This is a genomic window from Aquitalea sp. ASV11, from assembly GCF_016429185.1.
Lineage (GTDB): Bacteria > Pseudomonadota > Gammaproteobacteria > Burkholderiales > Chromobacteriaceae > Aquitalea > Aquitalea pelogenes.
Genome location: NZ_JAELUD010000002.1, coordinates 35,840 through 62,349 on the forward strand (window position 1 = coordinate 35,840; position 26,510 = coordinate 62,349).

Consider the following 26,510-nt stretch of genomic DNA (forward strand, 5'->3'; position numbering starts at 1 on the left):
ATGACAATTTTGCAGTTGATCAATCAACGGGTACAGGCAGCGCTGGCAGCTGCCGGTGCGCCGGACGCGCCGGCAGTGATCCAGCCGGCTTCCAAACCGGAATTCGGTGACTATCAGGCCAATGGTGTGATGGGTGCGGCCAAGGCGCTCAAGACCAATCCGCGTGAGCTGGCCCAGAAAGTAGTGGCCGCGCTGGACCTGCAAGGCATTGCCGACAAGGTGGAAATAGCCGGTCCGGGCTTCATCAACATTCATCTTGCCCCCGAATACCTCTCCCGCCGCAGTGAAGCTGCCCTGAAGGACGACAAGCTGGGCATCAGTCCGGTGACGGCCCAGCGCGTGATGGTGGAATATTCCTCGCCCAACCTGGCCAAGGAAATGCACGTTGGTCATCTGCGTTCGTCGATTATTGGCGATGCACTGGCGCGGGTGATGGAATTCCTGGGTCACGATGTAGTGCGTGCCAACCACGTGGGCGACTGGGGTACCCAGTTCGGCATGCTGACTGCCTATCTGGTGGAAATCCGTCAGGCCGGTGATAACGCGCTGGAGTTGTCCGACCTGGAAACCTTCTACCGCAATGCCAAGGTGCGTTTTGACGAAAGCGAAGAATTTGCCGACCGCGCCCGTGACTACGTGGTTCGTCTGCAAGGCGGCGATGACGAAGTACTCAAACTGTGGGCGCAGTTTGTCGACATCTCGCTCAAGCATTGCGAAGCGGTGTACCAAAAGCTGAATGTCGGCCTGAAGCGCGAACATGTGCGCGGTGAGTCCGCCTATAACGACGACCTGCCGGTGATTGTGGAAGAACTGCGTGCCGCAGGCTTGCTGAGCGAAAGCGAAGGCGCCGAAGTGGTGTTCCTGGAGGAATTCCGCACCCAGGACGACGAGCCGATGGGCGTGATCATCCGCAAGAAAGACGGCGGCTTCCTGTACACCACCACCGACCTGGGCGCGGTGCGCTACCGTCACAAGGTGCTGAATCTGGACCGTGTGATCTATGTGGTGGATGCGCGCCAGAGCCAGCACTTTGCCCAGATGTTCAGCATCTGCCGCAAGGCTGGTTTTGCCCCGGAAAGCATGAAGCTGGAACATATCGGCTTTGGCGTGATGATGGGCGACGACGGCAAGCCGTTCAAGACCCGCTCCGGCGGCACCGTCAAGCTGATCGAGCTGCTGGACGAGGCAGAAGAGCGTGCTTATGCGCTGGTGTCGGAAAAGAACCCGGAGCTGTCCGAGGCCGAGAAGCGCGAAATCGCTGCGGCAGTGGGCATTGGTGCGGTGAAGTATGCCGACCTGTCCAAGAACCGCATGAGCGATTACATCTTCAACTGGGACACCATGCTGGCCTTTGAAGGCAATACCGCGCCGTATCTGCAATACGCCTACACCCGCGTGCAGAGCGTATTCCGCAAGGCGGAAAACGTGGACGCCAATGCGCCCATCGTGATTGCCGAACCGGCAGAAAAGCATCTTGCTGCGGCACTGGCCCAGTTTGAAGACACGCTGCTGTCGGTGGCAGAAGGTTGCTACCCGCACTACCTGTCCAACTACCTGTACCAGATTGCCACGCTGTTCTCCCGCTTCTACGAGGCCTGCCCGATCCTGAAGAGCGAAGGTGAGGTACGTGCCAGCCGCCTGCAACTGGCTGCGCTGACTGCCAAGACCCTGCGCACCGGTCTGGACCTGCTGGGTATCAAGGTGCTGGAAGCGATGTAAGCCATTCTGTCTGGCTTGGTATGAAAAAAACGCCCTGGATTCCAGGGCGTTTTTCATTGTGGTTTGTCTTGCTCAGATGGCTTGGGTGGCGTGCAGCAGCCAGTCACGGGCAGCGCCTGTCACCAGTGGCAGCAGACGGCGTTGTACCTCGGCGTGGTAGTGATTCAGCCAGTCCACTTCCTGACGGGACAGCAGGCTGTGCTCGATGCAGCGGGTGTCGATCGGGCAGAGCGTCAGTGTTTCAAAGCGCAGGAAGTCGCCAAAGCCGTTTTTCTGTGCTGGCACATTCAATACCAGGTTCTCGATGCGTACCCCCCACTGGCCGGGACGATAGATGCCCGGTTCCACCGAAGTGATCATGCCTTCCTGCATTGCCATGCTGGCATCCGGCAGGCTGCGCGAGATGGTTTGCGGGCCTTCATGCACATTGAGGAAATAACCCACGCCATGGCCGGTGCCGTGGCCGAAGTCGATATCGTGTTGCCACATCGGGGCGCGGGCCAGTGCATCCAGCATCGGCGACAGGGTGCCACGCGGGAAGTGGGCCATCGACAGATTGAGTGTGCCCTTGAGCACAAGGGTGAAGTCGCGCTTTTGTTCCGGGCTGGGCGTACCGACCGCCACCACGCGGGTGATGTCGGTGGTGCCGCCATGATACTGACCGCCGGAGTCGATCAGCAGCAGGCCGTCACCGGCAATGCTGGCATGGGCCTGTTCCGTGGCGCGGTAGTGCGGCAGGGCGCCGTTGGCATTGAAGCCGGCAATGGTGGCAAAGCTGGGCGAGACAAAACCGGGGCGGCGGGTGCGGGCGGCGGTAATCTGCGCGTCGATGGTCAGTTCGGTGATGGCTTCGTGGTTGACTGCCTGTTCGAACCAGGCGAAGAACTCGCACAGCGCAGCGCCATCCTGCTCCATGGTGTGGCGGATGTGTTCTGCCTCGGCGGCTGTCTTGCAGGCTTTCAGCAAGGTGCTGGGGTTGATGGCCTGCACGCGCGGCATGCTTTGTGGCATGGCCTGATGGAAACCCAGCGTGATGCGGCGCGGGTCCAGCAGCATGGTGCTACTGAGGGGCAGGGCGGATAGTGAGGCCTTGGCACTGTGGTAATCGGCCAGTTGCACGCCATCGGCGGCCAGTTCGGCCTGTAGTTTGGCATCCACTTTGTGGCCGTCAACAAACAGGGTGGTGCTGTCCGGGCCCAGTAGCAAGTGGCTGATGAATACCGGGTTGTAATTGACATCCGCGCCGCGCAGGTTCAGCAGCCAGGCAATGTCGTCCAGTGTGGAAATGAAATGGAAATCCGCACCGTGCTGCTGCATGGCCAGCCGTACCGCGGCCAGCTTGTCCTGGCGGCTGGTGCTGGCAAATGGTGCCGGGTGCGGGTAGATGGCGGCTTGCGGCAGAGAGGGGCGGTCACTCCAGATCTGGGCGGGTAAATCCAGCTCGGTGCGCAGGGCAATGCCACGTGCGCTCAGGCTGCTGTGCAGCGCATTGGCTGCGGCCAGGCTCAGTACGTCACCTGCCACTGCTACGGTTTGTCCGGCTTGCAGGTTTTCTGCCAGCCAGTCCAGATGCTGGCTGCTGGCGGCAGTCTGGATTTTCATCAGGGCGATGCCGCTGCCGTCCAGTTCTTTGGCGGCCTGTTCCCAGTAGCGGCTGTCGGCCCACAGTCCGGCCTGATCCTGCGTGACAATCAGCGTGCCCATCGAGCCGTGAAAGCCGGACAGCCACTGCCGGGCCTGCCAGTAGGCGGGCAGGTATTCGGATAGATGCGGGTCGGAAGAGGGAATCAGGCAGGCAGCAATATGCTGTTGTTGCATGGCCTGGCGCAAGGCGGCCAGACGCTGGGGAATGGTGAGCAGGGTAGTCATGCGTTATCCAGTGCTGTGTGTGCAGCTATTCTGGTGCGCGCATGGCAGGCTGACAAGCGAGTTTATGCCGGGGTCGCCATGCATTTTGTGCATGCCTGAGACGGCAAGGCGCAAAAAAGGCGATCCGTGGATCGCCTTCTTGTATTACTGAACAACTGGGTGCTTAGTCGGCACGCTGGGTGCTGCGCTGACCCTGACCGGCAGAGCGCGGGCCACGACGGTCGTAGCTGCCGCCACCGTTGCCGCCAGTGCCACGGCCATAGCCGCCTTCGCGACGTTCGCGGCCATAGCCGTTACCGTTGCCGCTACCACCACGACGTTGACCCTGGGCACCGTAGCCACCCGGCTTGCCATTGCGACGCGGGCCTTTCGGCGGACGACGGGTCGGTTCCATGCCTTCGATCACGCCTTCGGTGATCTGACGCTTCAGGTATTGCTCGATGCGGCGTACCTTGTGGAATTCTTTCGATTCCGCCAGGGTGATGGCAGTGCCGTCACGACCAGCACGGCCGGTACGACCGATACGGTGCACATAGTCTTCAGCCTGTTTCGGCAGGTCGAAGTTCACCACGTGGGTGATGGTGGGTACGTCGATACCGCGCGCAGCAACGTCGGTGGCCACCAGAATCTTGATACGACCGCGACGCAGGTCGTTCAGGGTACGGTTACGCCAGCTTTGCGGCATGTCGCCATGCAGGCAGGCAGCGGAGTAGCCCTGGTCGGACAGCTTGTCGGCCAGTTCTTCGCTGTAAGCCTTGGTGGCGGAGAAAATCACGCACTGGTCAAAGCCGGATTCTTTCAGGATGTGATCCAGCAGGCGATGCTTGTGGTTCAGGTCGTCCGCGTACAGCAGGTGTTCTTCGATGGTGCCGCCCGAAGTTTCGGTACGGGCAATTTCGATGCGCTGCGGTTCGCGGGTGATTTTTTCAGCCATGCGGCCAACGGTGCCATCCAGCGTAGCGGAGAACAGTACGGTCTGACGGCTTTCCGGAGTGGCCTTGACGATGGTTTCGATGTCTTCGATGAAGCCCATGTCCAGCATGCGGTCGGCTTCGTCCAGTACCAGCATTTCCAGGCGGGAGAAGTCAACACGGCCGGAGCGCATGTGGTCCATCAGACGGCCCGGAGTGGCCACGATCAGGTCGATCGGGCGGGACAGGGCGCGGGTCTGGTAGCCGAAGGAGGCGCCGCCCACCAGGCAGGCGGTACGCATCCAGCGCAGGTCCTTGCCGTATTCCAGGGCGTTCTTTTCCACCTGTTGAGCCAGTTCGCGGGTCGGGCACAGCACCAGAACGCGCGGGCCCTGGCCCTTGCCGGTGGAGCGCTCGGACAGCTTGGTCAGTGCCGGCAGCAGGAAGGCTGCGGTCTTGCCGCTACCGGTTTGAGCGGAAACCAGCAGGTCGCGGCCAGCAATGGCAGCAGGAATGGCTTCGGCTTGTACGCCGGTGGGGGTATCGTAACCGGCAGCTTCGAGTGCACGCAGGATGGTCGGGGCAACGCCCAGGTCGGAGAAATGCATAATGTCCTTTCAAACCGGAGTAGAGCCGGTGTCGCTTGGCCAGGAGATGTGGCGGTTAGCAGCCTCGTTCAGAGGCTGTCGGTCATCGGCACCAACCTGTGCAAGCGGCGAACAGCAGTCCAGTCAAAAGAGACACTACGTGGACGAAGCCTGGAATATCGGTCAGGGACGATGAAGCATCACGCCGGCAGTTGCTGCATTGCTGCTGCTGAATCTGCCGGTGGAATTTGGAAATCAGAAGGGTTCGCACTCTACGGTAAAAAATAGCCGTTTGCAAGCCTTTTCTGCAAAATGGCCTGCTAAGTGATTGATTCCCTGTCAGGAGATGTGGCAAAAAATCAAAAATTGCAGCCGGCTGCAAGTTTTAGTGCCGCAGTGCAGCATCGTCCTGCTGGCCTGGCAGTGAGGCCAGCCACCCCATGTCGCCGTTATTGTCACGGTATTCTGCGCCACTCCAGAAGGCATAAGGCAGTGCCTTGATTTGACTGAACAAGCTGGCAAAGTCCAGCGCACCGCTGCCCGGCGCGCCACGGCCGGGGTAGTCGGCAAACTGCAAGTGGCCGATGCGTTGCCAGTGTGTTGCCAGCAAGGGGGACAGTGCTTCGCCCATGCTGGCCATGTGATAAAGGTCGATTTGCCAGAAAAGATCGGGGTGAGCGGGCAGTTGCTGCAATTCGGCCAGGGTACTCACCAGAAAACCGGGCATGTCGTGGCGGTTGATGGCCTCCACGGTGCAGCGGATGTGATGCTGGCCAAGCAGATCAGCAGCCATCAGCAGATTGGCACTCAGTGTGGCCAGGGCCTGTGTGCGGCTGCAGCCTTCGGCCAGCCGTCCGGGCAGGATGTTCACCGCCTCCACGCCCAGTTGGGTGGCGTAATGCAGGCATTGCTGCAGGCCGCTGGCAAATTCCGCTTCCTTGCCGGGGTTTCCGGCCAGCCCGGCACCGCCTTGCATCAGGTCCCCGGCCGGGGCGTTGATCAGTACCAGCTGCAATTGATGCTGACCTAGCCAGTCTTGTAGCTGTTCCACCGTATGTTCATAGGGAAACTGGATTTCCACTGCTGTAAAACCGGCAGCGCGGGCGGCGGCAAAGCGTTCCGGCCATGGCAAGTGGCTGAACAGCATGCTGAGGTTGGCACAGAGTTTCAACATGGTCTGGTTTCCTGGTCCTGGTACAGGTTGATGACGCTGCTGAGGTCGGCCAGGGCATGGCCTTGTGCCGCATGCAGGCGCATCAGCTGGCTGGCCAGCGCAGCCAGCGGCGTGGCGGATTGGCTTTGTTTTGATAACTGACCGGCGTTATCCAGATCCTTCAGCAGGGTGGCCACTTTCCATTGCACCGGCTCGGCCTGGCGCGCCGCCATGCGCGGGGCCAGGATTTGCAGCGGCAGCGAATCGGCAAAGCCACCGGCCAGCGCCGGTGCCAGCAGGCTGGCATCCACGCCATTGTTTTCGGCCAGTGCCACCGCTTCGGCAATCAGCATGGCATTGGCGGCCACAATCAGCTGGTTACAGATTTTGGTCACCTGCCCGCTGCCGACATCCCCCATGCGGGTAATGCGCTGCGACAAGGCTTGCAAGGGCAGGCTGGCGCGCTGGATGTCCACCTCGCTGCCGCCCGCCATGATCACCAGTGTGCCTTGTTCCGCACCCCTTACCCCGCCGGATACCGGCGCATCCACCCAGCTGGCACCCAGTTGACTGACTTGCTCGGCGCAGCGGCGGGTGGTGTCGGGGTCGATGCTGGACAGGTCAATGATGAGCTGACCGGCGCGCAAGAGCGGGAGTAATTGCGCCACCACGCTTTGCACCGCAGCGGCATCGGCAATGCACAGCATGATGATGTCACTGACACCCGCCAGTTCCACCAGCGATGTTGAGGCTGACATGCCCTCGGCGCGGGCCTGTTCCAGCTTGTCCGGCGAGCGGTTCCAGACGGTGAGCGGGAAGCCGGCAGCCTGCAGCCTGCAGCACATGGGCAGGCCCATCAGGCCCAGGCCGATAAAACCGATTCTTTCCATGAAGCTAGCCCTGCGGACAATGGAGGATGGCGAAATTCTATTGGTTTGGCCGTCACGGCGTCGAGTCTTGCAGTGATGACATGAAAAAACGGCCCGCCTGCAAGTGCAGAAGCGGGCCGCCGTGGCATTGCCCGACAAAGCGGGCATCAGGCCGGTATCAGGCCTGCCATTCGATCAGTGCATAGTTCTTCTTGCCGCGCTTGAGCAGGCTGAAGCGACCGAACAGTCGGTCATCGGCAGTGAAACGATGCTCGATGCTGTCTGCCTTGTTGCCGTTGATGCTGACCGCGCCGCTCTGGATGAAGGTACGTGCCTCACTCTTGGACTTGGCCAGGCCGCCATTGGCCACCGCGTCGATCAGGCTGTCCTCAGCTGCATTCAGTACGAAGTGCGGCAGGCCGTCCTGCGCCAGCTGGGCGAAGTCGTCTTCGGTCAGGCTGGACAGGTCGTTGCTGAACAGGCTGTGGGTAATGCGCTGGGCAGCGGCCAGGGCAGCCTTGCCGTGTACCAGTTCGGTCACTTGTTCGGCCAGGATGCGCTGGGCTTCCGGCTTGCCATCGCGGGCCTTGTCGGCTTCTTCGATGGCGGCGATTTCCGCTACCGACAGGAAGCTGAAGTAGCGCAGGAACTTGTACACGTCGGCATCGGCGGTGCCCAGCCAGAACTGGTAGAAGGCGTAGGGTGAAGTCTTGCGTGCATCCAGCCAGATGGTGCCGGATTCGGTTTTGCCGAACTTGGTGCCGTCGGACTTGGTAACCAGCGGCATGGTCAGGCCGAACACCTGTTGCTGGTTCAGGCGACGGGTGAGGTCGGTACCGGCGGTAATATTGCCCCACTGGTCGGAACCGCCGATTTGCAGCTTGCAGCCCAGACGACGGTTCAGCTCGGAAAAGTCATAACCCTGCAGCAGGCTGTAGGAGAACTCGGTGTAGGAAATGCCCTGGTCGTCGCGGTTGATACGCTGTTGCACCGCTTCTTTCTTGATCATGGCGTTGACCGAGAAATGCTTGCCGATATCGCGCAGGAATTCCAGTGCACCCATGCCGCCAAACCAGTCGTAATTATTGGCCATGACGGCGGCGTTATCGCCTTCGAAGGACAGGAAGGGCGAAACCTGGGCGCGGATTTTGTCCACCCAGCCTTCAATCACATCCGGGGTGTTCAGCTTGCGTTCGGTGGCCTTGAAGCTGGGGTCGCCGATCATGCCGGTGGCACCGCCTACCAGGGCGATCGGGCGATGGCCCGCCAGCTGGAAGCGTTTGAGCATCAGAATGGGAACCAGGCTGCCGATGTGCAGGCTGTCAGCAGTCGGGTCGAATCCGCAATACAGGGTTACCTGTTCCTTGGCCAGCAGTTCGGACAAGGCGGCGGCGTCTGTGGTTTGCGCGATCAGGCCGCGGGCCTCCAGATCCTTGATCAGTGAAGCTTGGGTCATTACTTTCTCCAACTCAATGCGTGAAAACACAGCCGCAGCGGGCTGTCAGTGCGTTGGCCGTCTGTGGTCAGCCGTGCTTGGGCAAGCTGCGCTATCACGGACGGCGAAAGGGCTAATACTACCCGAAAACGGCCTGATCAGAATCCAATTCCGGCATTTTTCCGGCATTGTCCATGCGGCTGGCTTCGGCAACAGTTCTTCAACACTTGGCAGTAGGCAGTAAGTTGGCAGCTGGTTAAACTGCGTGCTTTGCACTGTTTGCTGCACGAGGTTGCGCATGGAAAAGAGCATCAAGGTATGGGATTGGCCAACCCGCCTGTTTCACTGGAGCCTGGTTGTGCTGTTTGGTGGCATGTGGTTTACCGGCGAGCAGGGCGGCAACTGGTTGCAATATCACATCTGGAGTGGCGAGGCGATTGCCGTGCTGTTGCTGTTCCGGCTGATCTGGGGCGTGATCGGTAGCGAAACCGCCCGTTTCAGCCAGTTTGTCAAAGGCCCGGCGGCCATTCGCGCCTATCTGCAAGGCAAGTGGACGCCGCGTCCCGGGCATAACCCGCTGGGCGCACTGATGGTGCTGGCCTTGCTGGCGGTATTGCTGGTGCAGGTGGGGAGCGGCCTGTTTGCCACCGACGTGGATAGCTACACTTTTGATGGCCCGTTGGCCCGGCTGATTTCGGGCGAGCTGTCCGAATCTGTCACCCGCTTTCACAAGCTGTTGTTCAACCTCATCCTGCTGCTGGTAGGTCTGCACATTACTGCCATTGTGGCTTACCGTGTGATCAAGAAGCAGAACCTGGTGCGTGCCATGCTGACCGGCTATCAGGTGGCCGATGGCCAGACCCCGGCACCGTATTTTCGTGCCTGGCAACTGGCCTTGCTGAGCCTGCTGTTGTCGGGTGGCGGGGTGTATCTGCTACTGACCCGCTTGTGAGCATGATCTTGTATTAATGAAAAAGCCCTGACATGTCAGGGCTTTTTGTTTTGCTGCCGTGTGGCTGGCGACAGATTCATTTTTCCGGGCCACGGAAACTGTCGTGACAGGCTTTGCAGCTTTGTGCCACCACGCCGTAGCTCTTCTTGATGCTGGCCAGGTCCCCATTGTGGGCGGTGCTGTCCAGGTCGTTGACGGCTTTGAGGAAGGTGTCGCGCGCAGCCTGGAACTTGGCCGGCTGGCTCCAGATTTCCGGCTTGGCGCGGCTCTTGCCATCAATGCTGTTAGCCGGGAAATGATTGAACGGTTCGGCAGAAACCTGTTTCAGGCTGTCGGCCATGGCAATGAATTTTGCCTTGTTGTACGGGTCGCGGTCGCGTACCACCATGCCCATCGGCTCGAAGGCACGCAGGATTTTCTTGAAGCTCTGGGTGCGGATTTCCGCCGGAGAGTCGGCCATGGCGGCAGGAATGGCCAGGGCAGCCAGCAGCAGGGCAGTAACAGTGTGTTTCATGGATTCTGTGTCGGGGTGATGTTGGCAAGGTGGATTGCAGGTGCGCGCCAGAGAGCAAGGCCCGGCCGCACCTGCGACAGGTGGAAAATTCTATCAGTCTTTACGGAAGGCGTCGTGACAGGCCTTGCAGGTCTTCTGCACTGCGGCGAACTGGTTCTTGATGCTGGCGGTGTCTCCCGCTGCCGCAACTTGTTTCAGCTTGGCGGTCTCTGCCTTGAAGGCATCTGTCGTTTTGGTCCATTCGGCAGGCTTGCTCCAGATTTCGGCCTTGGCTTCGGTCTTTTTGGCGGTTTGACCACTGGCGGTGCCAGCCGGGAAGTGCTGCCACGGTTGCTGGGCCACTTCATCCAGATGGGCAGCCAGCTTGCTGAATTCGTCCTTGTTGATGGCATCGCTCTTCACCATCTTGCCCATGGCACCGGCGTCTTTCTTGAACTGCTTGAAAATGTCCTGACGGGCGGATACCGGATCGGTGGCGGCGAAGGCAGAGCTGGCCAGAACGGCGCAAAGGCTGAGCATGAGGGTTTTTTTCATGTGAACTCCTTTGAAGGTTGCAAGCTGCTACAGGGGATAACGCAGGCTAACACGGACGGATGACAGGCAGTACTCGTTAGTGTTAATGGTTGTGCGGTACTGATGTTATAAAGTAACATTCGCCCTCGCCAACAGGAGTCGTCAATGAACCGCACGGATTACATACAGGCCGCCGAAGCGCATTGCGAGCGCCGCGGCTGCAAGCTGACTGCCCTGCGCCGCCAGGTGCTGGAGCTGGTGCTGCGCCATCAGGGCGTGGTGAAGGCTTATCAGGTGCTGGCCGATTTGCAAAAGGAACGCGGCGTTGCCGCCCCGCCCACGGTATACCGCGCGCTGGACTTTCTGGTGGAGCAGGGCCTGTTGCACCGTGTGGATGCCTTGAACGGTTTTGTTGTCTGTGACCATTTCGAGTGTCAGCACGAAAGCATGATTCTTGTATGTGAAACCTGCGGCAAGGTGCAGGAAGTCGACGTGATGGCGGCACTGGCCGGCTTGCACGATGTGGCGGACGCCGCCGACTTCACCCTGAGCCGCCAGAACCTGACGCTGACCGGACTTTGCAAGGCATGCCGCATATGAAAAAAACCATTGTCAATCTGTTTACCGGCTTTCTGGGTGTGGGCAAGACCACCGCCCTGCGCCATCTGATTGCTACCCGTCCGGCCAGTGAAAAATGGGCGGTCATTGTCAATGAATTCGGTGAAGTGGGCATCGACGGTGCCGCTCTGATGAACGACGACCTGCCGGTGGCGGAAATCGCCGGTGGCTGCCTGTGCTGCGTGGCCGGTCCGCAAATGACCGCCACCGTGGCCACTCTGCTGCGGCGCGAGCGCCCCGACCGCCTGCTGATCGAGGCCAGCGGCCTTGCCCATGCCGCAGGGGTGATTGACGAGCTGCGTGCCAAGCCCTTGGGCGATGCGCTGGAAGTTGGCGCGGTGCTGACGCTGGTGGACCCGCGCCAGTTTGTCAGCCCGGACTACTTGCGCCAGCCGCTGTACCGCGACCAGGTGGCCATTGCCGACGTGTTGGTGGCCAACAAGATCGATATGGCAGATGCCGAAACACTGGAAGCCTTCCGCATTCAGGCGGGCAAGCTGTTTCCACCCAAATCGGTGATTGCCGAGGTGCGGGATGGCCTGGTGGATGTGCAATGGCTGGATGCCGCCGTCACCGTCAAGCCGCGCTACCGGCCTGCCATTCCGGCTGATAGTGGCAATGGCTGGGATTCCGCCGGCTGGACCTTCCCGCCAGAGCAGGCCTTCAGTGGCGAAAAGCTCACCGATTTCTTTGACACCTTGCCCCAGCTGCTGCCTGGTCTGGTCAGGGCCAAGGGCGTGTTCAAGGTGCTGGACAGCTGGGTGTGGTTGAACTGGGCCGAAGGGCAGTGGAGAGCCAGCCAGGTGTCCTGGCGGCGTGACAGCCGTTTCGAGCTGATCGCCCCGGCAATGGATAACGCTGCGGTCGAGGCCGCGCTGCAAGCCTGCTTCGAGTAAATCAACAGATGAAACATCAACATTCTTCACCCGATGACCATGCGCATCAACATGAGCATGCCCATGGTCATCAACATGGTGCCGTCCCGCATCAACACCTGACCGCCGCCAACCTGCGTCCGCCCATCAGCCTGCTGGCCATGTCGGCCTGGCAGCGGCTGGCACTGGTGGCGCTGGTACTGGCCGTGTTGTGGGCGGTGGTGCTGTGGGCATTGCAGGAGGTGGCATGAAGGTCGCACTGGATAATCTGACGGTGTCTTACCAGCGCCATCCGGCCGTGCATCATGTATCGGGCAGCTTTGTCACGGGCGATGCCACGGCCATCTTCGGCCCCAATGGCGCGGGTAAAAGCACCTTGCTCAAAGCCATGATCGGCGCGCTCAAGCCCGATTCCGGCCATGCCCGGCTGGATGGCTTTGTCCGTCAGGACATTGCCTACCTGCCGCAACAGTCGGAAATCGACCGCTCCTTGCCGGTCAGCGTGCTCGACCTGGTGGCCACCGGCCTGTGGCACCGTACCGGGCCGTTTGGCCGGGTAGGGCGTGCCGGCCTTGGCCAGGCCATGGATGCACTGGAACAAGTGGGCCTGGCCGACTTTGCCACCCGTTCCATTTCGGCACTGTCCAGCGGGCAATTCCAGCGCGTACTGTTCGCCCGCATCCTGCTGCAGGATGCGCGGCTGATCCTGCTGGACGAGCCATTCACCGCCATGGATGCCAAAACCACCTTCGACCTGCTGGAACTGGTGCGGCGCTGGAAGGAAGAAGGCCGCACTATCATTGCGGTCCTGCACGACTACGAGCAGGTACGTGCCTATTTCCCGCATACGCTGCTCTTGGCGCGTGAAGTGGTGGCCTGGGGGCGTACCGAGCAGGTACTGACCGATGCCAATCTGAAACGGGCGGTGGATACGGCCGCCCACTGGCAGGACCGTGCCGCGGTGTGTCAGGTCGATGGAGTCAATGCCTGATGCAACACCTTTACGATGTACTGATCGCGCCTTTTGTCGACTTTGCCTTCATGCGCCGGGCGCTGGCTGGTTGCCTGGCCCTGTCGCTGGGCAGCGGCCCCATCGGCCTGTTCCTGGTGATGCGCCGCATGAGCCTGATGGGTGATGCCATGAGCCATGCCGTGCTGCCTGGCGCTGCCGTCGGCTTCATGCTGGCCGGCCTCAGCCTGCCGGCCATGAGTCTGGGTGGCTTTGTTGCCGGTGTACTGGTGGCGGTGCTGGCGGGCCTTGCCACGCGCTTTGCCGGTATCAAGGAAGACGCCAGCTTTGCGGCGTTCTACCTGTTGTCACTGGCCATCGGCGTGCTGCTGGTGTCCAAGAGCGGTAGCAATGTGGACCTGATGCACATCCTGTTCGGTTCGGTGCTGGCGGTGGACGACGCTGCCTTGTATCTGGTGGGTGGTGTTGCTTCGGTCACCCTGATCACCCTGGCCTTTATCTATCGCCCGATGTTGCTGGAAAGCCTGGACCCGGTGTTCCTGCGCTCGGTAGGCGCGCGCGGTGGCCTGTGGCACATGGCCTTCCTGATGCTGGTGGTGCTGAACCTGGTATCCGGCTTTCAGGCACTGGGTACGCTGATGGCGGTGGGCCTGATGATGCTGCCCGCCATTACCGCCCGGCTGTGGTCGGAAACGGTGGAAGGCATGCTGGTGATGGCAGTGAGCGTGGCGTTTGGCAGTGGTCTGGCCGGTCTGTTGCTGTCCTATCACTTCGAGTTGCCCTCCGGCCCCGCCATCATTCTGGTGGCTGGCTTGTTCTACCTCTTTTCCTTGCTGTTCGCTCCGGCGGGCGGTGCCTTGCCGCGCTATATCCGCGCGCGGCATTTTGAATCCTGAGGAGTTCGGTGTGAAAAAAAGTCTGTTGAGTCTGTTGTTGCTGGGTTTGCCCATGGCAGCCATGGCAGCAAAATTGCCAGTGGTGGCCAGTTTCAGCATCGTGGCTGACATGACCCGCGAAATCGGCGGTGAGCGGGTGGACGTGGTTTCGCTGGTAGGGCCGGATCAGGATGCCCATGTGTTCCAACCCTCTCCGGCTGATGTGAAAGCGTTATCGGCGTCCCGCGTGTTTGTTACCAACGGGCTGGGGCTGGAAGGCTGGATGGGTCGACTGACCAAGGCATCTGCCTACAAGGGGGTGATGGTGGAAGCCGGCAAGGGAATCAAGACCCGCATGGCCCCGGCAGAAGAGGGCGAAGCGCATGGCCACGATGTGGTGGACCCGCATGCCTGGCACGACCCGCAGCGGGTGCAGGTATACATCCGCAATATCACTGCCGCGCTGATCAAGGCCGACCCGCAAGGCAAGGACGAATACAACCGCCGTGCTGCCGATTTTTCAGCCCGGGTGAAGCAGGAGGACGACTGGGCGGCCAGGCAGTTTGCCGCCGTGCCGCAGGCCAAGCGCAAGATGCTGACTTCGCACGATGCCTTTGGCTACTTTGGCGAGCGTTATGGCATCAAGATGCTGGCCATCCAGGGCGTCAGCACCGAGTCAGAAGCATCGGCCAAGGGCGTGGCGCAGTTGGTGAAACAGGTCCGTCAGGAAAAGGTGAATGCGGTGTTCATGGAAAACATGACCGACAAGCGCCTGCTGGAACAACTGACCCGCGAAGCCAAGGTCAAGATTGGTGGCGAACTGTATGCCGATGCCCTGTCCAAGCCCAATGGCCCGGCCAGCAGTTATCTGAAGCTGTTCCATCACAATGTGGAAACCATCATGCAGTCTTTCCGCTAAACTGCGCCAGGAATCCGAAAGCCGCCCCGATCACACCGGGCGGCTTTTTTCATGCCTGCATTGCAAGTAGCAGCAAACGGGTCAGCCCCATGCCTGCCACCAGCAAGCCCGCCAGCAAACGCACCGGCTTGCGCTGGATGAACTGGCGCAGCGTGTCGGCAAACACCCCCATCAGCAACAAATTGGGCAGCGTGCCCAGGCCGAATGCCAGCATCAGCAGGCCGCCTTGCAAGGCCTTGCCGCTGGCCAGTGCTGACAGCGAAGCGCTATACACCAGGCCGCATGGCAACCAGCCCCACAGCATGCCGGCCAGCAAGGCGGTTTTGGCACTGCGGATGGGCAGCAGGCGGGCGAGCAAGGGTTGCAGTTTGCTCCAAACCGGACGGCCGATTTTTTCCAGGGTGGTAATGGCGCTGGAGAGCCCGGCCAGATACAGGCCCATGGCAATCAGCATCAGGTTGGCCAGTACCAGCAAGGCCATTTGTGCCGGTCGGGTGGCAATCAGGCTCAAGCCCGCTTCAGCCAGGCCACCAAGCAACACGCCTGCGCTGACATAACTGAGCAAGCGCCCGCTGTTGTACGACAGCATGATTTTCCAGCGCTGCTGCCCGGAAGGCAGATTCAGGGTCAGCGCCGTCACAATGCCACCGCACATCCCCATGCAATGTCCGCCACCCAGCAGGCCGGCCAGGAAAATCACCCAGAAACCCGTTTCTAACATGCGACAACCTGTTGCTTAAATCCCTATTCTACCAGAGGGCTTGTTAGCTCGGCCTGCCTGATTTTTAAGCAAATTGTGACAATGTAATAGTAAAAAAAAGCCAAATTCTGTTTGGCATTGACGCGGAATGCCAGCTAGAAAAAAAGTATGGGGAAACGGTTATTCGCGCTGGAAAAAGGCGGGCCAAGCCCTGAGAATGCTCATTCTTTCCTGCCGTAATCGGGGAGGCCACAAATAAAAAGGCCAAACGGACAGGTGCTGCAATGTGTAACGACCCACAAAGAAACTGAGGAAACTACATGGCCAAGTATTTGACGCTCGAACATCTGGGCCAGTCTGCAATCATCACGATCAACAATCCTCCCGCCAATGTGTGGACCATCGCCAGCCTGCATGAACTGGCTGCCGTGATGGCCGAGCTGCAAGCGGACAGCTCGGTGCGCGCAGTGGTGATCACCGGGGCTGGAGACGCTTTCTTCTGTGCTGGCGCTGATCTGAATCTGTTCAGCAAGGGCAGCAAGCAGGATGTGGCCGAAATGCTGGACGCCTTTGCCGCCGCGTTTGCTGCTCTGCGCAATTATTCCGGCGTTACGGTTGCCGCCATCAACGGTTATGCCCTGGGCGGCGGCCTGGAATGCGCGCTGATGTGTGACTACATGGTGGTGGAACGCGGCGCCAGGCTGGGTTTGCCGGAAGCCCGGGTTGGCCTGTTGCCGGCCGGTGGCGGCAGCAAGACGCTGGCCGACAAGGTGGGCGTGTCCTGGGCCAAGCGCATTCTGCTGGGAGGCGAAATCCTGAGTGCGGAAAAGGCTTACGAAATCGGCCTGGTGGAAGAAATTGTCGATCCGGGTTTTGCCAAGATCATGGCAGTAAGCCTGGCGGGCAAGGTAGCGAATCAGGCACCTCAGGCGGTGGCACGCGCGCGCCAGCTGATTGAAGCCAGCACCGGTGCCACGCTGGAAGAGCACCTGCAACGCGAACGCGAGGCCTTGCTGTCCCTGATTGGTGAAGAAGAACAACTGGAGGGTGTTTCTGCTTTTCTGGGCAAGAGGGTTCCCAGCTGGGCTGATCAAGATTGACGCATCAGCGATGGCAAGATATAGAGCCGGGAATTATCCCGGCTTTTTTCATTTCCGGTGGCAATGCATGCTGTTCCTGCGATTCAAATCATGAATTTGCAATGTGCATATTGGTGATGGGGGTGTGTCAACTGATCTTTCATGCAGTATTTGCTGATATTTCGTCTTTTGTTGAGGAAAGTTCCTGCAAATTTGGCCAGTATCCGGTGTCTGCGCGATTGTTGATAATTGCAATCAATCGATTTGTTTATTTCGATTGATGTATTAAATTAAACCTTCGCCAGATGATTCCCATGGACACTAAAAAACATTATCTATCACGAGTGTATCTGTACAAAACACTTGCCTTGAGCAGCAGTCTGGCAGCCTTGCCAGGCTGCAGCTACAACTCACTTCCCAAACCGCCTGCAGTCACGGATAACCGACCGGTACTAGAACAGGTTGCAGGTAACTATTTCCTGAATACCAGCTTTACCGCCCAGGGCCAGGACGAGCGCATCCGTTTTGTCATCATGCACTACACGGCACTGAATGAGGCGGAATCCCTGGCCATGCTGACTGGTCCGCAGGTCAGTACGCATTACCTCGTACCGGAACGGCCCCAATGGCGCAGCGGTATGCCCGTCATCATGCAGCTGGTACCGGAAAGCAAGCGTGCCTGGCACGCTGGCGTCAGTAGCTGGGCCGGGTGGAGTGCGCTGAATGCTTCTTCAGTCGGGGTTGAAATGGTTAACCGTGGTTACACCGAATTACCCTCTGGCCTGCGTCAGTGGTATCCGTATACGCCTCAGCAGATCAAGGCCGTGTCTATCCTGCTCAAGGATGTGATTGCCCGGAACCAGATCCAGCCCTACAACGTGCTGGGTCACAGTGACGTGGCACCCTTGCGCAAGTCTGACCCTGGCCCTTTGTTTCCGTGGGAGCAATTGGCCGGTATGGGAATCGGCGCCTGGCCGGACCCGCAAACGGTGGAAAAACATCTTGCAGGACGCGCGCCCAAGCAGGCAGCCGTGGTGCTGGAAGTGCAGAAAAGCCTGAAACGCTATGGCTATGACCAGATTCCGCAAACTGGTGAGCTGGATGAAGACACCCGCAAAACCATCAGTGCATTCCAGATGCACTTTCGTCCGGCAGACTACAGCGGCAATGCCGATGCGCAAACCGAGGCCATTGCTAAAGCCTTGCTGGAAAAATACCGCCAGTAATAATTGCCTGACTTCAGCCCAGGCTCGTCAAGCAGACTTGCTTCACCAAACAAAAAAGCCACGACATGTCGTGGCTTTTTGTATGGCAGACCCGGCTAGTGTCAGCCGCCGATTTTTTCCTTGCCGCCCATGTACGGACGCAGCACGGCCGGAATAGTCACGCTGCCATCGGCGTTCTGGTAGTTTTCCAGTACCGCCACCAGGGTGCGGCCTACAGCCAGGCCAGAACCGTTCAGGGTGTGCACCAGCTGGTTCTTGCCGTTTTCGTCCTTGAAGCGGGCCAGCATGCGGCGCGACTGGAAGGCTTCACAGTTGGAGCAGCTGGAAATTTCGCGGTAAGTGTTCTGTGCCGGCAGCCATACTTCCAGATCGTAGGTTTTGGCAGCGCCAAAACCCATGTCGCCAGTGCACAGGGTGATCACGCGGTAGGGCAGTTCCAGTGCCTTCAGGATGTTCTCGGCATGGCCGACCATTTCTTCCAGCGCAGCATAGGAGTGGTCCGGATGCTCGATACGCACCATTTCCACCTTGTCGAACTGGTGCTGGCGGATCATGCCGCGGGTATCACGGCCATAGCTGCCGGCTTCGGAGCGGAAGCAGGGGGAGTGAGCGGTCAGCTTCAGCGGCAGCTCTTCCATTTTCAGGATGCTGTTGCTCACGGTGTTGGTGAGGGTGATTTCCGAGGTGGAAATCAGATACTGATCCACCGTGCCTTCTTCACCGCCCTTGGTCACCTTGAACATGTCTTCGGCAAACTTCGGCAACTGGCCGGTGCCAAGCAGGGCACTGTCATTGACGATATACGGGGTGTAGTGCTCGGTATAGCCATGCTCGCCGGTGTGGGTGTTGAGCATGAACTGCGCCAGCGCGCGATGCAGGCGGGCAATGTCGCCCTTCAGCACGGTGAAGCGGGCACCGGACAGCTTGGCACCGGTGTCGAAATCCAGGCCCAGCGGGGTGCCGATGTCGACATGGTCTTTTACTTCAAAGTCGAACTGGCGCGGCACGCCAACACGGCGCACTTCCACATTGTCGTTCTCGTCCTTGCCTACCGGCACGGATTCGTTCGGCAGGTTGGGAATGCTCATCAGCAGGGCATCCAGCTTGACTTGCACCGCTTCGAAGGCAGCTTCGGCTGCTTTCAGTTCATCACCCAGGTTTGCCACTTCGGCCATGATGGCAGACACATCCTCACCCTTGCGCTTGGCTTCACCAATTTGCTTGGAAGTGGCATTGCGGCGCGATTGCAGTTCCTGCATGCGGGTTTGCAGGGATTTGCGGTCGGCTTCCATTGCGGTGAAAGCGGCGGTGTCCAGGGTGTAGCCACGGCTGGCCAGGCGGGCAGCAACAGCGTCCAGATCGTTACGGAGCAATTGAATGTCTAGCATGGAAAATCCTGATGGTATTGAAGTGTCTTGCTGGTAGCGGGCTGTGCAACAGCATCAGCCCCTTACTGAATCCTGCATGCGGAGGGGAAACAACCGCTGTGTGGCGCTGCACTGTCTGCCTGTGGCTGGCAGCACCAACTCATACTGTAAAACGCAAGTGTAACGGTAACAGGCGGGCTTTGTCCTGCCTGTTGCTGGCAAAAACAGCATTATAAGCAATGCTGGCGGGCTTGTAGATGCTGGCAGGCGACGTCCTGTTGGCTAGCCCGCGGTCGCAGCGGCCTTACTTCTTGCCGGCTTCCTCATCCCACTTTTTCAGCAGGGCCAGTTTTTCCCCGATCTTGATTTCCAGCCCGCGCGGCACCGGCTGATACCAGCCAGGTTCCGGCATGTCGTCCGGCAGATAGCTTTCGCCGGCGGCATAGGCATTCGGTTCGTCATGGGCATAGCGGTATTCATGGCCATAGCCCAGCTCTTTCATCAGCTTGGTAGGGGCATTGCGCAGGTGTACCGGCACCGGGCGGCTCTTGTCCTGCTTGATGAAGGCGCGCGCCTGGTTGTAGGCCATGTAGCCGGCATTGCTTTTTGCCGCCACCGCCAGGTAAATGGCAGCCTGCGCCAGTGCCAGTTCGCCTTCCGGGCTGCCCAGTCGCTCGTAGGTGGCGGCGGCGTCGTTGGCAATCTGCATGGCGCGCGGGTCGGCCAGGCCGATGTCTTCCCAGGCCATGCGCACCAGGCGGCGCGCCAGATAGCGCGGGTCCGCGCCACCATCCAGCATGCGGGTGAGCCAGTACAGGGCGGCATCCGGGTTGGAGCCGCGCACCGATTTGTGCAGGGCGGAAATCTGGTCGTAGAAGGCGTCGCCGCCCTTGTCGAAGCGGCGGGCGTTGACGCTGAGTACTTCGGCCAGAAAGTCCTGGGTGACCTGAGCGGTTTTGCGCGCCAGCGCGGCGGTGCGGGTTTGTTCCAGCAGGTTAAGAAAGCGCCGTGCATCGCCATCGGCATAGCCGGTGAGGGCGGCGATGGCCTGCTCGTCGAATTCCAGCCCGTCCAGCGCGCCCTTGTCGCGTGCACGTTGGAACAACAGCACCAGCTCGTCTTCCCCCAGGCTGTTCAGCACATACACCTGCGCCCGTGACAGCAGGGCGGAGTTCACTTCGAACGACGGGTTTTCCGTGGTGGCGCCAATAAAGGTGAGCAAGCCGGATTCGACAAAAGGCAAAAACGCGTCCTGCTGGCTTTTGTTGAAGCGGTGGACTTCATCGACAAACAGGATGGTGTGGCGGCCAGAGCGTTGCAGCGCGGCGTGTGCCTGTTCCACTGCATCGCGAATGTCTTTCACCCCGGAAAACACGGCAGAGAGCGGAATGAACTCGGCATCGAAACTGCCGGCCAGAATGCGCGCCAGCGTGGTTTTGCCCACGCCGGGCGGGCCCCACAGAATCATCGAGTGCAGGGTGCCGGACTCCACTGCCAGCCGTAGCGGCTTGCCGGGGCCGATGAGGTGCTGCTGGCCAATCACCTCATCCAGCGCGGCGGGGCGCAGCGCCTCGGCCAGCGGTTTTTTGGCTTCCTGGGCAAACAGATCATTCATGGCGGCTAACACGGCAAAAGAAACAGGCTGCTAGTATATCAGCTGTGTTCTGCCTGCCGCAGGCACCGTGAGCTGGAATTGAGGAGGTGCGGAATGAAGCCGGTTGTACTCTGTTTATGGCTGCTGCTGGCATTGCCGGTGCAGGCTGGCCCCCTGCAGAACTGGCTGCAGCAGCGGGCGGCCAGTCACGATGCTCTGGTGGAGGAGGATGTTGCCAGCAGTGGCCGTTTGCCTGCTGGTGCACGAAAGCTGGCTGATCTGGCGTATGGCCCTGATGTGCGGCAGCGACTGGATGTCTATCTGCCTGCAGGCGAAGGGCCGGGCCGGCCATTATTGGTAATGGTGCATGGCGGGGCCTGGCGCTTGGGCAGCAAGCAGGCGGCTAATGTGGTGGATAACAAGCTGGTGCACTGGCTGCCTGCCGGGGTGGTGCTGGTGTCGCTGGATTATCGCCTGCTGCCGCAGGCTGCGGTGGAAGAGCAGGCGGATGATGTGGCCCGCGCGGTGGCCTGGGTGCAGGCGCATGCCACCGAATGGGGGGCAGACAGACGGCAGCTGGTATTGATGGGCCACTCGGCTGGCGCGCATCTGGTCGGCTTGCTGAGTACCGATACCGTGCTGCGCCAGCGCCATGGCGTGCAGCCCTGGGTGGCCAGCGTGCTGCTGGACAGTGCAGCGCTGGAGGTAGCGGGCATCATGCGCGGCCCGCATTTCCCCTTGTATGACAAGGCTTTTGGTAGCGATGCCGCGCGTTGGGACCGGTTGTCGCCCACCCGTTTGCTGGGCGCGGGCACACCGCCACTATTGGCCGTGTGTTCCATGCAGCGGGCCCCGTCCTGCAAGCAGGCATATGGCCTGGCGGACAAAGGCAGGCAGGCCGGGGTGGTGGTGCAGATATTGCCGCAGGACCTGAGCCACGCGCAGATCAACCAGCAGCTGGGCGTGACTGGCGACTATACCCGCCAGGTTGACCGTTTCTTGCAGCAGTCCGGCTGGAAACCGTCACCCTGAGCCGGCCGCTACATGTCAGTTGGCGGCTGTTCAGTCGCCGCTGACCACGTCAGCCCCCTTGGGCGGGGTGAAGCTGAAATGGCTGGCTGCCAGGGCAGGGTTTTTCTGCTGATTGGCAAAGCGGATGCGGGTGTTATTGCCAAAACTGTCGGTCAGCTCCATTTCCACCAGCATCTTGTTGCTAAAGCCCATGCGGATGGCGTTGAAGGTGTTGTCCTGTTTTTTCGGGCTGGCGCTCAGCCACTCCACATCCCCCTGTTTACCCGCTTCTTTCAGGATGTAGTCGCGTTCGATTGCATTGTTGCCGGCCAGCAGTGCGGCCGGGCTGCTGCCCAGTGCGCCGTCCAGGTTCTTGCGGGTGACCTGGGCCAGGTCCTTGTCGTAAATCCACAGTGTCTTGCCATCACCGACAATCAGCTGTTCGTACGGCTTGTTGTAACTCCAGCGGAATTTGCCGGGACGGGAGATTTCCAGCTGACCGGAGACTTCTTCTTTCTTGTTCTTGGCGCTGACCACCTGGGTAAAGCTGGCGGACAGGGTTTTGGTGTCATTGACAAAGGCCTTGAGCTGGGCAATGGCGGCAGCCTGTACCGGCAAGGTCAGCACGGTGGCCAGCATGGCCAGGGCAAATTTTTTCATCTGGAGTCCTTGGGGCAATTGCAGGTGACTGTCATGACAGTGCCGGCAACTGCCGGATGGCAAACGCCGCCCCTGTCATGCACTCCTTGCTGGGCAGCAAAGTGTGACAGCAAGTGGGGGCGGCGGTTCGGGTCATGCTGTTAAGGAGTGTTGGGGACGATTACTTGGTCAGGTCCTGCAGCCATTGCGGCTTGGGCAGCTTGTCGTAGTCGATGATGTCTGACGCTGCTGGCTGGTAGGCAAACACCGGCTTGCCGTGATTGCTGTAGCGCATGTGGAGATAGGCCAGGCCGCGCAGCTGCGGGGTGTCCAGCGTGATTTCCTGGTTTATCCCCAGCAACTGGCCCTGACGGTTGGCATACAGGTGCGACACAGTGCGGGTGGCTTGCAAGTCGGCAGCCGAACGCTGCGTCAGTGCGCGAACCAATTGCGCGGCGGCGGCAGCCTGCTTGCCATCTTCCGGACGGCCCTGGCGCTCGGCCTCCTGCTGGATCACCTTGACCAGGCCATCCACGATATGCACCACCACCTGGCTTTCCTGCAGCGGATTCATGGCAATGCGCAACTGGTAGCTGGCGCCCAGCTGGCGGGCGGTGTCATCCAGCGGCTCCAGTGCAAATACCTGCTTGTCCACCGTGCCGTAACCTTCATCCACCAGGCCGGGCAGGGCTTTTATCATGGCATCCAGCGGAATTCTGGCGGCGATGTCGCCGGGCAGCTTGAAGCGGACAAAACGTGTTTGCTCGCTATACAGCTCGGGCACAAAGAGGTCGAAGGCGGATGGGTCCACCAGTAGCGAGAAATCCTGCAGGTTCAATTCCAGCGGCAGGCTGAGGCTGGCTTGCAGATTGCGCCGTTCAAAGCGGAAGGATGGAATCAGTTCCATCCGCTTGCTGGTCTGGTCCAGCGCGCCATTGATGGCCACCTTGGTGGAACGCGCTATCTGGTTGATGGTGTAGGACAGCTGCGGCTTGGCATCATCGGCGCTGCTGCCGTGCAGCGAGGTAAAGCCCAGCTCGCCGCTGAAGTTGTAACTGGCGTTTTGCAGGTTCTGGCGCAATATCTGGCGAGTGGCGAGGTCTGCCGGTTTGCCGGCCAGCGGGCTGGCACAACCGGTAAGCAACAAGGCGGCAAGGGGAAGAGCGGCGAGTGCAGGGCGAAGGTTCATGTTTATCCCGGAGTCATTTGTTATGTTTGCAGGGGAGCGGGCAGCATGCCATTGCCGCCCGTTAGTCATCAACTGAACTTGTTGGTGATGGGGTAGCGCCAGTCCTTGCCAAAACCACGCTGGGTGACACGCGGGCCCACCGGAGCCTGGCGGCGTTTGTACTCGTTGATTTTCAGCAGGCGCACCACCTTGCGTACATCGGCTTCGGCAAACCCGTCGGCGATGATTTGCTCGGCAGACAGGTTTTCTTCCACATAGCGCGCCATGATGGCATCCAGCACGTCGTAAGGCGGCAGGCTGTCCTGGTCTTTCTGATCCGGGCGCAGCTCGGCAGAAGGCGGGCGAGTGATGATGCGCTCCGGAATGATTTCACCCTGGGTATTGCGCCAGCGACACAGGGCAAACACCAGGGTCTTGGCCACATCCTTCAGCACGGCAAAGCCGCCGGCCATGTCACCGTACAGCGTGCAGTAGCCGGTGGTCATTTCAGATTTGTTGCCGGTGGTCAGCACCAGCTTGCCGGTTTTGTTGGACAGTGCCATCAGCAAGGTGCCGCGAATGCGCGCCTGCAGGTTTTCTTCGGTGGTGTCTTCCGCCAGGCCGTTGAAATTGGCGGCCAGCGCATTCATGAAGCTTTCGTACATGGGCCAGATTTCAATTTCGTCATACTTCACGCCCACGCGGCCAATCATGTCGCGCGAATCAATGACGGAAATATCGGCGGTATAGCGCGACGGCATCATCACCGCATGCACCTTGTCTGCGCCCAGCGCATCCACGGCAATGGCCAGTGTCAGGGCCGAGTCGATGCCGCCGGACAGGCCCAGCAACACGCCGGGGAAGCCGTTTTTGCTGATGTAGTCGCGCACGCCCACCACCAGCGCGCGGTATACGCTTGCCAGCGGGTCGGGCAGGGCGGCTTTGGCCGGAGCGCTTTGCAGGTCGCCATCGGCAAAATCCACCAGCAGCAATTCATCGTCATAGGCGGCAGCCTGGGCAACCACTTCACCCGCCTTGTTGACGGCAAAGGATGCGCCATCAAATACCAGCTCGTCCTGACCACCCACCAGATTGACATAGGCAAACGGCAGGCCGGTTTCTTCGCTACGGTAGCGCAGCACTTCGTGCCGGGTTTCAATCTTGTTGCGATGGAAAGGCGAGGCATTGAGCACCACCACCACATCCGCCCCGGCGTCGGCGGCTTCGGCGGCTGGGTCTACCGACCACACATCCTCGCAAATCAGCACACCCACCTTGTGTTCGCCCTGCTGGAACACCAGTGGCGTGGCACCCGGAGTAAAGTAGCGGCACTCGTCAAACACTTCGTTATTGGGCAGCAACATCTTGTGATACTGGCCAAGGCGGTTGCCGTCGCGCAGCACGGTGGCCGCGTTGAAACGTTCATGACCCAGCTTGACCGGATGGCCAATCACCAGCGTAATGCCATCCAGCTCCAGCAACTGGTCCATGGCGGCCGAACAGGCCTGATAGAAGCTGTCACGCAGCAGCAGGTCTTCCGGGCTGTAGCCGGTGAGCGCCAGCTCCGGCGTCACCAGCACATCCGCCCCCTGGGCGATGGCAGCCTGGGCCAGATCGAGAATTTTTCGGGTATTGCCGGCGATATCGCCAACAACGGGGTTGAACTGAGCGAGCGCAATACGCATGTTGAACACAACCATGGGTTTGGATAGTGTCGATTTTACCCCAAGAATGCGCACTTGCCCGAAAGGAAACCACGTGAATCTGCAACTGGCCGATCAACTCAATGCCCTGGATGCGGCAGAATGGGACCGCCTTGCCGCAAATGCCGGCCTCTTCATGCAGCGGCAATGGTTGACCGCGCTGCATGACAGTGGCTGTGCTACCGCGGCCACCGGCTGGCAGCCCTTGCCCATCTGGAGCGAGCAGCACGGCCAGCTGCAAGGCCTGGCACCGGCCTGGCTCAAAAGCCATTCGCGGGGCGAATATGTGTTTGACTGGGCCTGGGCCGAAGCCTGGCAACGCGCCGGGCTGGATTACTACCCCAAGCTGCTGTTGGCCTCACCTTTCACCCCGGTAACCGGCGCGCGCCTGCTGGGGCAGGGCGAAGCCCGGCAGGCGCTGATCGACGGCTTGCAACAAGTGGTGGCGGACTATCAACTGTCCTCTGCCCATGTGCTGTTTCCTGCGGCAGAAGAGCTGGCGCTGTTGCAGCAGGCCGGCTGGCTGGTTCGCCACGGTGTGCAGTTTCACTGGCAAAACCAGGGTTATGCCGATTTCGATGCTTTTCTGGCGGCACTGTCGCAAAGCAAGCGCAAGAAAATCCGCCAGGAGCGGCGCAAGGTGCGTGATGCCGGCATCAGCATACAAGTACTACGCGGTGCAGAAATTACCGATCAGCACTGGCAGTTCTTCGAACGCTGCTACCGCCAGACCTATCTGGAACACCGCTCACCGCCCTACCTCAACCTGGATTTTTTCCGCATGACAGGGCGTTTACTGCCCAGCCACTGCGTTCTGTTCATCGCCAGCAGGGGAAATCAGCCAATTGCCGCCAGCTGGTGCCTGCAAGACGGCGGCACGCTCTATGGCCGTTACTGGGGTGCGCTGGAAAGCGTCGACTGTCTGCATTTCGAGCTGTGCTATTACTGTGGAATCGAATACGCCATCCAGCATGGGCTGCAATGTTTCGAAGGCGGCGCGCAAGGCGAGCACAAACTGGCCCGTGGTTTTACCCCGGTCATTACCCACTCGGCTCACTGGATTGCCCACCCGCAATTTCGCCGTGCCATTGCCGACTGGCTGGCACGCGAGCGCGCCGCCATCCACGATTATCACACCACGCTTTTTTTGCATGACGCTTACAAAAAGCCTTGCACAGCTGCTTAAGGGCTTATATACTGCGCAGCCTCTGAGGCCGAAACGCAGTAAATACAGCCTCAGCAGC

Annotated in this window: 25 protein-coding genes; 12 read left to right on the top strand and 13 right to left on the bottom strand. The window is 60.1% G+C overall.

Annotation, left to right across the window (positions count from 1 at the left end):
• Entirely contained in the window at positions 1–1,719 is a 1,719-nt protein-coding gene (argS, locus tag JHD62_RS01205) for an arginine--tRNA ligase (protein WP_199101429.1), read from the top strand.
• Between the two features lie 72 nt (positions 1,720–1,791).
• Here argS and JHD62_RS01210 read toward each other — a convergent pair whose 3' ends face one another.
• From JHD62_RS01210 to tyrS, 5 genes are all read right to left on the bottom strand, one after another.
• On the bottom strand, positions 1,792–3,579 hold the full coding sequence (locus JHD62_RS01210) for an aminopeptidase P family protein (RefSeq protein ID WP_370541012.1): 1,788 nt from the start codon (positions 3,577–3,579) through the stop codon (positions 1,792–1,794).
• 172 nt (positions 3,580–3,751) lie between these two features.
• Positions 3,752–5,107: a DEAD/DEAH box helicase gene (locus JHD62_RS01215; RefSeq protein WP_045848663.1), complete on the bottom strand. Its 1,356-nt coding sequence runs from the start codon at positions 5,105–5,107 to the stop codon at positions 3,752–3,754.
• 364 nt (positions 5,108–5,471) lie between these two features.
• Positions 5,472–6,260, bottom strand: a complete 789-nt coding sequence (locus tag JHD62_RS01220; protein WP_199101431.1) for a hydroxypyruvate isomerase family protein — start codon at positions 6,258–6,260, stop codon at positions 5,472–5,474.
• Entirely contained in the window at positions 6,254–7,276 is a 1,023-nt protein-coding gene (locus JHD62_RS01225; RefSeq protein ID WP_199101432.1) for an NAD(P)-dependent oxidoreductase, read from the bottom strand. Before JHD62_RS01225 ends, JHD62_RS01220 begins: the two co-directional genes overlap by 7 nt.
• A gap of 10 nt (positions 7,277–7,286) precedes the next feature.
• The gene (gene tyrS, locus JHD62_RS01230) at positions 7,287–8,564 is read right to left on the bottom strand and encodes a tyrosine--tRNA ligase (RefSeq protein ID WP_199101433.1); all 1,278 of its coding nucleotides are present in this window, start codon (positions 8,562–8,564) and stop codon (positions 7,287–7,289) included.
• A 277-nt stretch (positions 8,565–8,841) separates the two neighbouring features.
• Here tyrS and JHD62_RS01235 point away from each other — a divergent pair, with 277 nt between their 5' ends.
• Entirely contained in the window at positions 8,842–9,495 is a 654-nt protein-coding gene (locus tag JHD62_RS01235) for a cytochrome b/b6 domain-containing protein (protein WP_199101434.1), read from the top strand.
• A 76-nt stretch (positions 9,496–9,571) separates the two neighbouring features.
• Here JHD62_RS01235 and JHD62_RS01240 read toward each other — a convergent pair whose 3' ends face one another.
• Both JHD62_RS01240 and JHD62_RS01245 read right to left on the bottom strand, forming a co-directional pair.
• A complete protein-coding gene (locus JHD62_RS01240; protein WP_045848667.1) occupies positions 9,572–10,009 on the bottom strand; it encodes a cytochrome c in 438 nt (145 codons plus the stop codon).
• Between the two features lie 93 nt (positions 10,010–10,102).
• The gene (locus tag JHD62_RS01245) at positions 10,103–10,543 is read right to left on the bottom strand and encodes a cytochrome c (protein WP_199101435.1); all 441 of its coding nucleotides are present in this window, start codon (positions 10,541–10,543) and stop codon (positions 10,103–10,105) included.
• A gap of 144 nt (positions 10,544–10,687) precedes the next feature.
• Here JHD62_RS01245 and JHD62_RS01250 point away from each other — a divergent pair, with 144 nt between their 5' ends.
• The 6 genes from JHD62_RS01250 to JHD62_RS01275 are packed head-to-tail and all read left to right on the top strand — an operon-like array spanning position 10,688 to position 14,779.
• The gene (locus JHD62_RS01250) at positions 10,688–11,122 is read left to right on the top strand and encodes a Fur family transcriptional regulator (protein WP_199101436.1); all 435 of its coding nucleotides are present in this window, start codon (positions 10,688–10,690) and stop codon (positions 11,120–11,122) included.
• A complete protein-coding gene (locus JHD62_RS01255; RefSeq protein WP_199101437.1) occupies positions 11,110–12,036 on the top strand; it encodes a GTP-binding protein in 927 nt (308 codons plus the stop codon). The genes JHD62_RS01250 and JHD62_RS01255 overlap by 13 nt, the downstream gene beginning before the upstream one ends.
• Before the next feature lie 8 nt (positions 12,037–12,044).
• Entirely contained in the window at positions 12,045–12,266 is a 222-nt protein-coding gene (locus JHD62_RS01260; protein WP_199101438.1) for a hypothetical protein, read from the top strand.
• A complete protein-coding gene (locus tag JHD62_RS01265; protein WP_045848672.1) occupies positions 12,263–13,006 on the top strand; it encodes a metal ABC transporter ATP-binding protein in 744 nt (247 codons plus the stop codon). The genes JHD62_RS01260 and JHD62_RS01265 overlap by 4 nt, the downstream gene beginning before the upstream one ends.
• The gene (locus JHD62_RS01270; protein WP_045848673.1) at positions 13,006–13,881 is read left to right on the top strand and encodes a metal ABC transporter permease; all 876 of its coding nucleotides are present in this window, start codon (positions 13,006–13,008) and stop codon (positions 13,879–13,881) included. The genes JHD62_RS01265 and JHD62_RS01270 overlap by 1 nt, the downstream gene beginning before the upstream one ends.
• Positions 13,882–13,891: 10 nt before the next feature.
• Positions 13,892–14,779, top strand: coding sequence for a metal ABC transporter substrate-binding protein (locus JHD62_RS01275; RefSeq protein WP_199101439.1), 888 nt, complete (start codon positions 13,892–13,894; stop codon positions 14,777–14,779).
• 49 nt (positions 14,780–14,828) lie between these two features.
• Here JHD62_RS01275 and JHD62_RS01280 read toward each other — a convergent pair whose 3' ends face one another.
• Positions 14,829–15,500 carry a sulfite exporter TauE/SafE family protein gene (locus JHD62_RS01280; RefSeq protein WP_199101440.1) on the bottom strand — a complete coding sequence of 224 codons (672 nt, stop codon included), beginning with the start codon at positions 15,498–15,500 and terminating at the stop codon, positions 14,829–14,831.
• A gap of 299 nt (positions 15,501–15,799) precedes the next feature.
• Here JHD62_RS01280 and JHD62_RS01285 point away from each other — a divergent pair, with 299 nt between their 5' ends.
• On the top strand, positions 15,800–16,579 hold the full coding sequence (locus tag JHD62_RS01285) for an enoyl-CoA hydratase (RefSeq protein WP_199101441.1): 780 nt from the start codon (positions 15,800–15,802) through the stop codon (positions 16,577–16,579).
• A 293-nt stretch (positions 16,580–16,872) separates the two neighbouring features.
• Entirely contained in the window at positions 16,873–17,784 is a 912-nt protein-coding gene (locus JHD62_RS01290; protein ID WP_199101442.1) for an N-acetylmuramoyl-L-alanine amidase, read from the top strand.
• A gap of 101 nt (positions 17,785–17,885) precedes the next feature.
• Here JHD62_RS01290 and serS read toward each other — a convergent pair whose 3' ends face one another.
• Both serS and JHD62_RS01300 read right to left on the bottom strand, forming a co-directional pair.
• On the bottom strand, positions 17,886–19,172 hold the full coding sequence (gene serS, locus JHD62_RS01295) for a serine--tRNA ligase (RefSeq protein WP_199101443.1): 1,287 nt from the start codon (positions 19,170–19,172) through the stop codon (positions 17,886–17,888).
• Between the two features lie 283 nt (positions 19,173–19,455).
• Positions 19,456–20,766 (bottom strand): replication-associated recombination protein A, encoded by a 1,311-nt coding sequence (locus JHD62_RS01300; protein ID WP_199101444.1) that lies wholly within the window; start codon positions 20,764–20,766, stop codon positions 19,456–19,458.
• A 93-nt stretch (positions 20,767–20,859) separates the two neighbouring features.
• Between JHD62_RS01300 and JHD62_RS01305 the strand changes: the two genes are divergently transcribed.
• On the top strand, positions 20,860–21,777 hold the full coding sequence (locus tag JHD62_RS01305; RefSeq protein ID WP_199101445.1) for an alpha/beta hydrolase: 918 nt from the start codon (positions 20,860–20,862) through the stop codon (positions 21,775–21,777).
• 30 nt (positions 21,778–21,807) lie between these two features.
• Here JHD62_RS01305 and lolA read toward each other — a convergent pair whose 3' ends face one another.
• The 3 genes from lolA to JHD62_RS01320 all read right to left on the bottom strand — a co-directional run bounded on the left by lolA (position 21,808) and on the right by JHD62_RS01320 (position 25,248).
• Positions 21,808–22,416, bottom strand: a complete 609-nt coding sequence (gene lolA / locus JHD62_RS01310) for an outer membrane lipoprotein chaperone LolA (RefSeq protein ID WP_045848680.1) — start codon at positions 22,414–22,416, stop codon at positions 21,808–21,810.
• 160 nt (positions 22,417–22,576) lie between these two features.
• The gene (locus JHD62_RS01315; RefSeq protein WP_199101446.1) at positions 22,577–23,584 is read right to left on the bottom strand and encodes a hypothetical protein; all 1,008 of its coding nucleotides are present in this window, start codon (positions 23,582–23,584) and stop codon (positions 22,577–22,579) included.
• A 68-nt stretch (positions 23,585–23,652) separates the two neighbouring features.
• Positions 23,653–25,248, bottom strand: coding sequence for an NAD+ synthase (locus tag JHD62_RS01320; protein WP_199101447.1), 1,596 nt, complete (start codon positions 25,246–25,248; stop codon positions 23,653–23,655).
• 73 nt (positions 25,249–25,321) lie between these two features.
• Between JHD62_RS01320 and JHD62_RS01325 the strand changes: the two genes are divergently transcribed.
• Positions 25,322–26,452 (top strand): GNAT family N-acetyltransferase, encoded by a 1,131-nt coding sequence (locus JHD62_RS01325; protein WP_370541004.1) that lies wholly within the window; start codon positions 25,322–25,324, stop codon positions 26,450–26,452.
• Positions 26,453–26,510 lie beyond the last annotated feature (58 nt).

Excerpts from the sequence above, each read along its gene's own strand:
- JHD62_RS01255 (WP_199101437.1), top strand. The coding sequence starts at position 11,110 with ATGCCGCATATGAAAAAAACCATTGTCAATCTGTTTACCGGCTTTCTG.
- serS (WP_199101443.1), bottom strand. The coding sequence starts at position 19,172 with ATGCTAGACATTCAATTGCTCCGTAACGATCTGGACGCTGTTGCTGCC.
- JHD62_RS01260 (WP_199101438.1), top strand. The coding sequence starts at position 12,045 with ATGAAACATCAACATTCTTCACCCGATGACCATGCGCATCAACATGAG.
- JHD62_RS01320 (WP_199101447.1), bottom strand. The coding sequence starts at position 25,248 with ATGCGTATTGCGCTCGCTCAGTTCAACCCCGTTGTTGGCGATATCGCC.
- JHD62_RS01245 (WP_199101435.1), bottom strand. The coding sequence starts at position 10,543 with ATGAAAAAAACCCTCATGCTCAGCCTTTGCGCCGTTCTGGCCAGCTCT.
- JHD62_RS01240 (WP_045848667.1), bottom strand. The coding sequence starts at position 10,009 with ATGAAACACACTGTTACTGCCCTGCTGCTGGCTGCCCTGGCCATTCCT.
- JHD62_RS01285 (WP_199101441.1), top strand. The coding sequence starts at position 15,800 with ATGGCCAAGTATTTGACGCTCGAACATCTGGGCCAGTCTGCAATCATC.
- JHD62_RS01265 (WP_045848672.1), top strand. The coding sequence starts at position 12,263 with ATGAAGGTCGCACTGGATAATCTGACGGTGTCTTACCAGCGCCATCCG.
- JHD62_RS01270 (WP_045848673.1), top strand. The coding sequence starts at position 13,006 with ATGCAACACCTTTACGATGTACTGATCGCGCCTTTTGTCGACTTTGCC.
- JHD62_RS01235 (WP_199101434.1), top strand. The coding sequence starts at position 8,842 with ATGGAAAAGAGCATCAAGGTATGGGATTGGCCAACCCGCCTGTTTCAC.
- JHD62_RS01250 (WP_199101436.1), top strand. The coding sequence starts at position 10,688 with ATGAACCGCACGGATTACATACAGGCCGCCGAAGCGCATTGCGAGCGC.
- JHD62_RS01305 (WP_199101445.1), top strand. The coding sequence starts at position 20,860 with ATGAAGCCGGTTGTACTCTGTTTATGGCTGCTGCTGGCATTGCCGGTG.
- JHD62_RS01215 (WP_045848663.1), bottom strand. The coding sequence starts at position 5,107 with ATGCATTTCTCCGACCTGGGCGTTGCCCCGACCATCCTGCGTGCACTC.
- JHD62_RS01225 (WP_199101432.1), bottom strand. The coding sequence starts at position 7,276 with ATGCCCGCTTTGTCGGGCAATGCCACGGCGGCCCGCTTCTGCACTTGC.
- tyrS (WP_199101433.1), bottom strand. The coding sequence starts at position 8,564 with ATGACCCAAGCTTCACTGATCAAGGATCTGGAGGCCCGCGGCCTGATC.
- JHD62_RS01300 (WP_199101444.1), bottom strand. The coding sequence starts at position 20,766 with ATGAATGATCTGTTTGCCCAGGAAGCCAAAAAACCGCTGGCCGAGGCG.
- argS (WP_199101429.1), top strand. The coding sequence starts at position 1 with ATGACAATTTTGCAGTTGATCAATCAACGGGTACAGGCAGCGCTGGCA.
- JHD62_RS01315 (WP_199101446.1), bottom strand. The coding sequence starts at position 23,584 with ATGAACCTTCGCCCTGCACTCGCCGCTCTTCCCCTTGCCGCCTTGTTG.
- JHD62_RS01290 (WP_199101442.1), top strand. The coding sequence starts at position 16,873 with ATGGACACTAAAAAACATTATCTATCACGAGTGTATCTGTACAAAACA.
- JHD62_RS01280 (WP_199101440.1), bottom strand. The coding sequence starts at position 15,500 with ATGTTAGAAACGGGTTTCTGGGTGATTTTCCTGGCCGGCCTGCTGGGT.
- JHD62_RS01220 (WP_199101431.1), bottom strand. The coding sequence starts at position 6,260 with ATGTTGAAACTCTGTGCCAACCTCAGCATGCTGTTCAGCCACTTGCCA.
- lolA (WP_045848680.1), bottom strand. The coding sequence starts at position 22,416 with ATGAAAAAATTTGCCCTGGCCATGCTGGCCACCGTGCTGACCTTGCCG.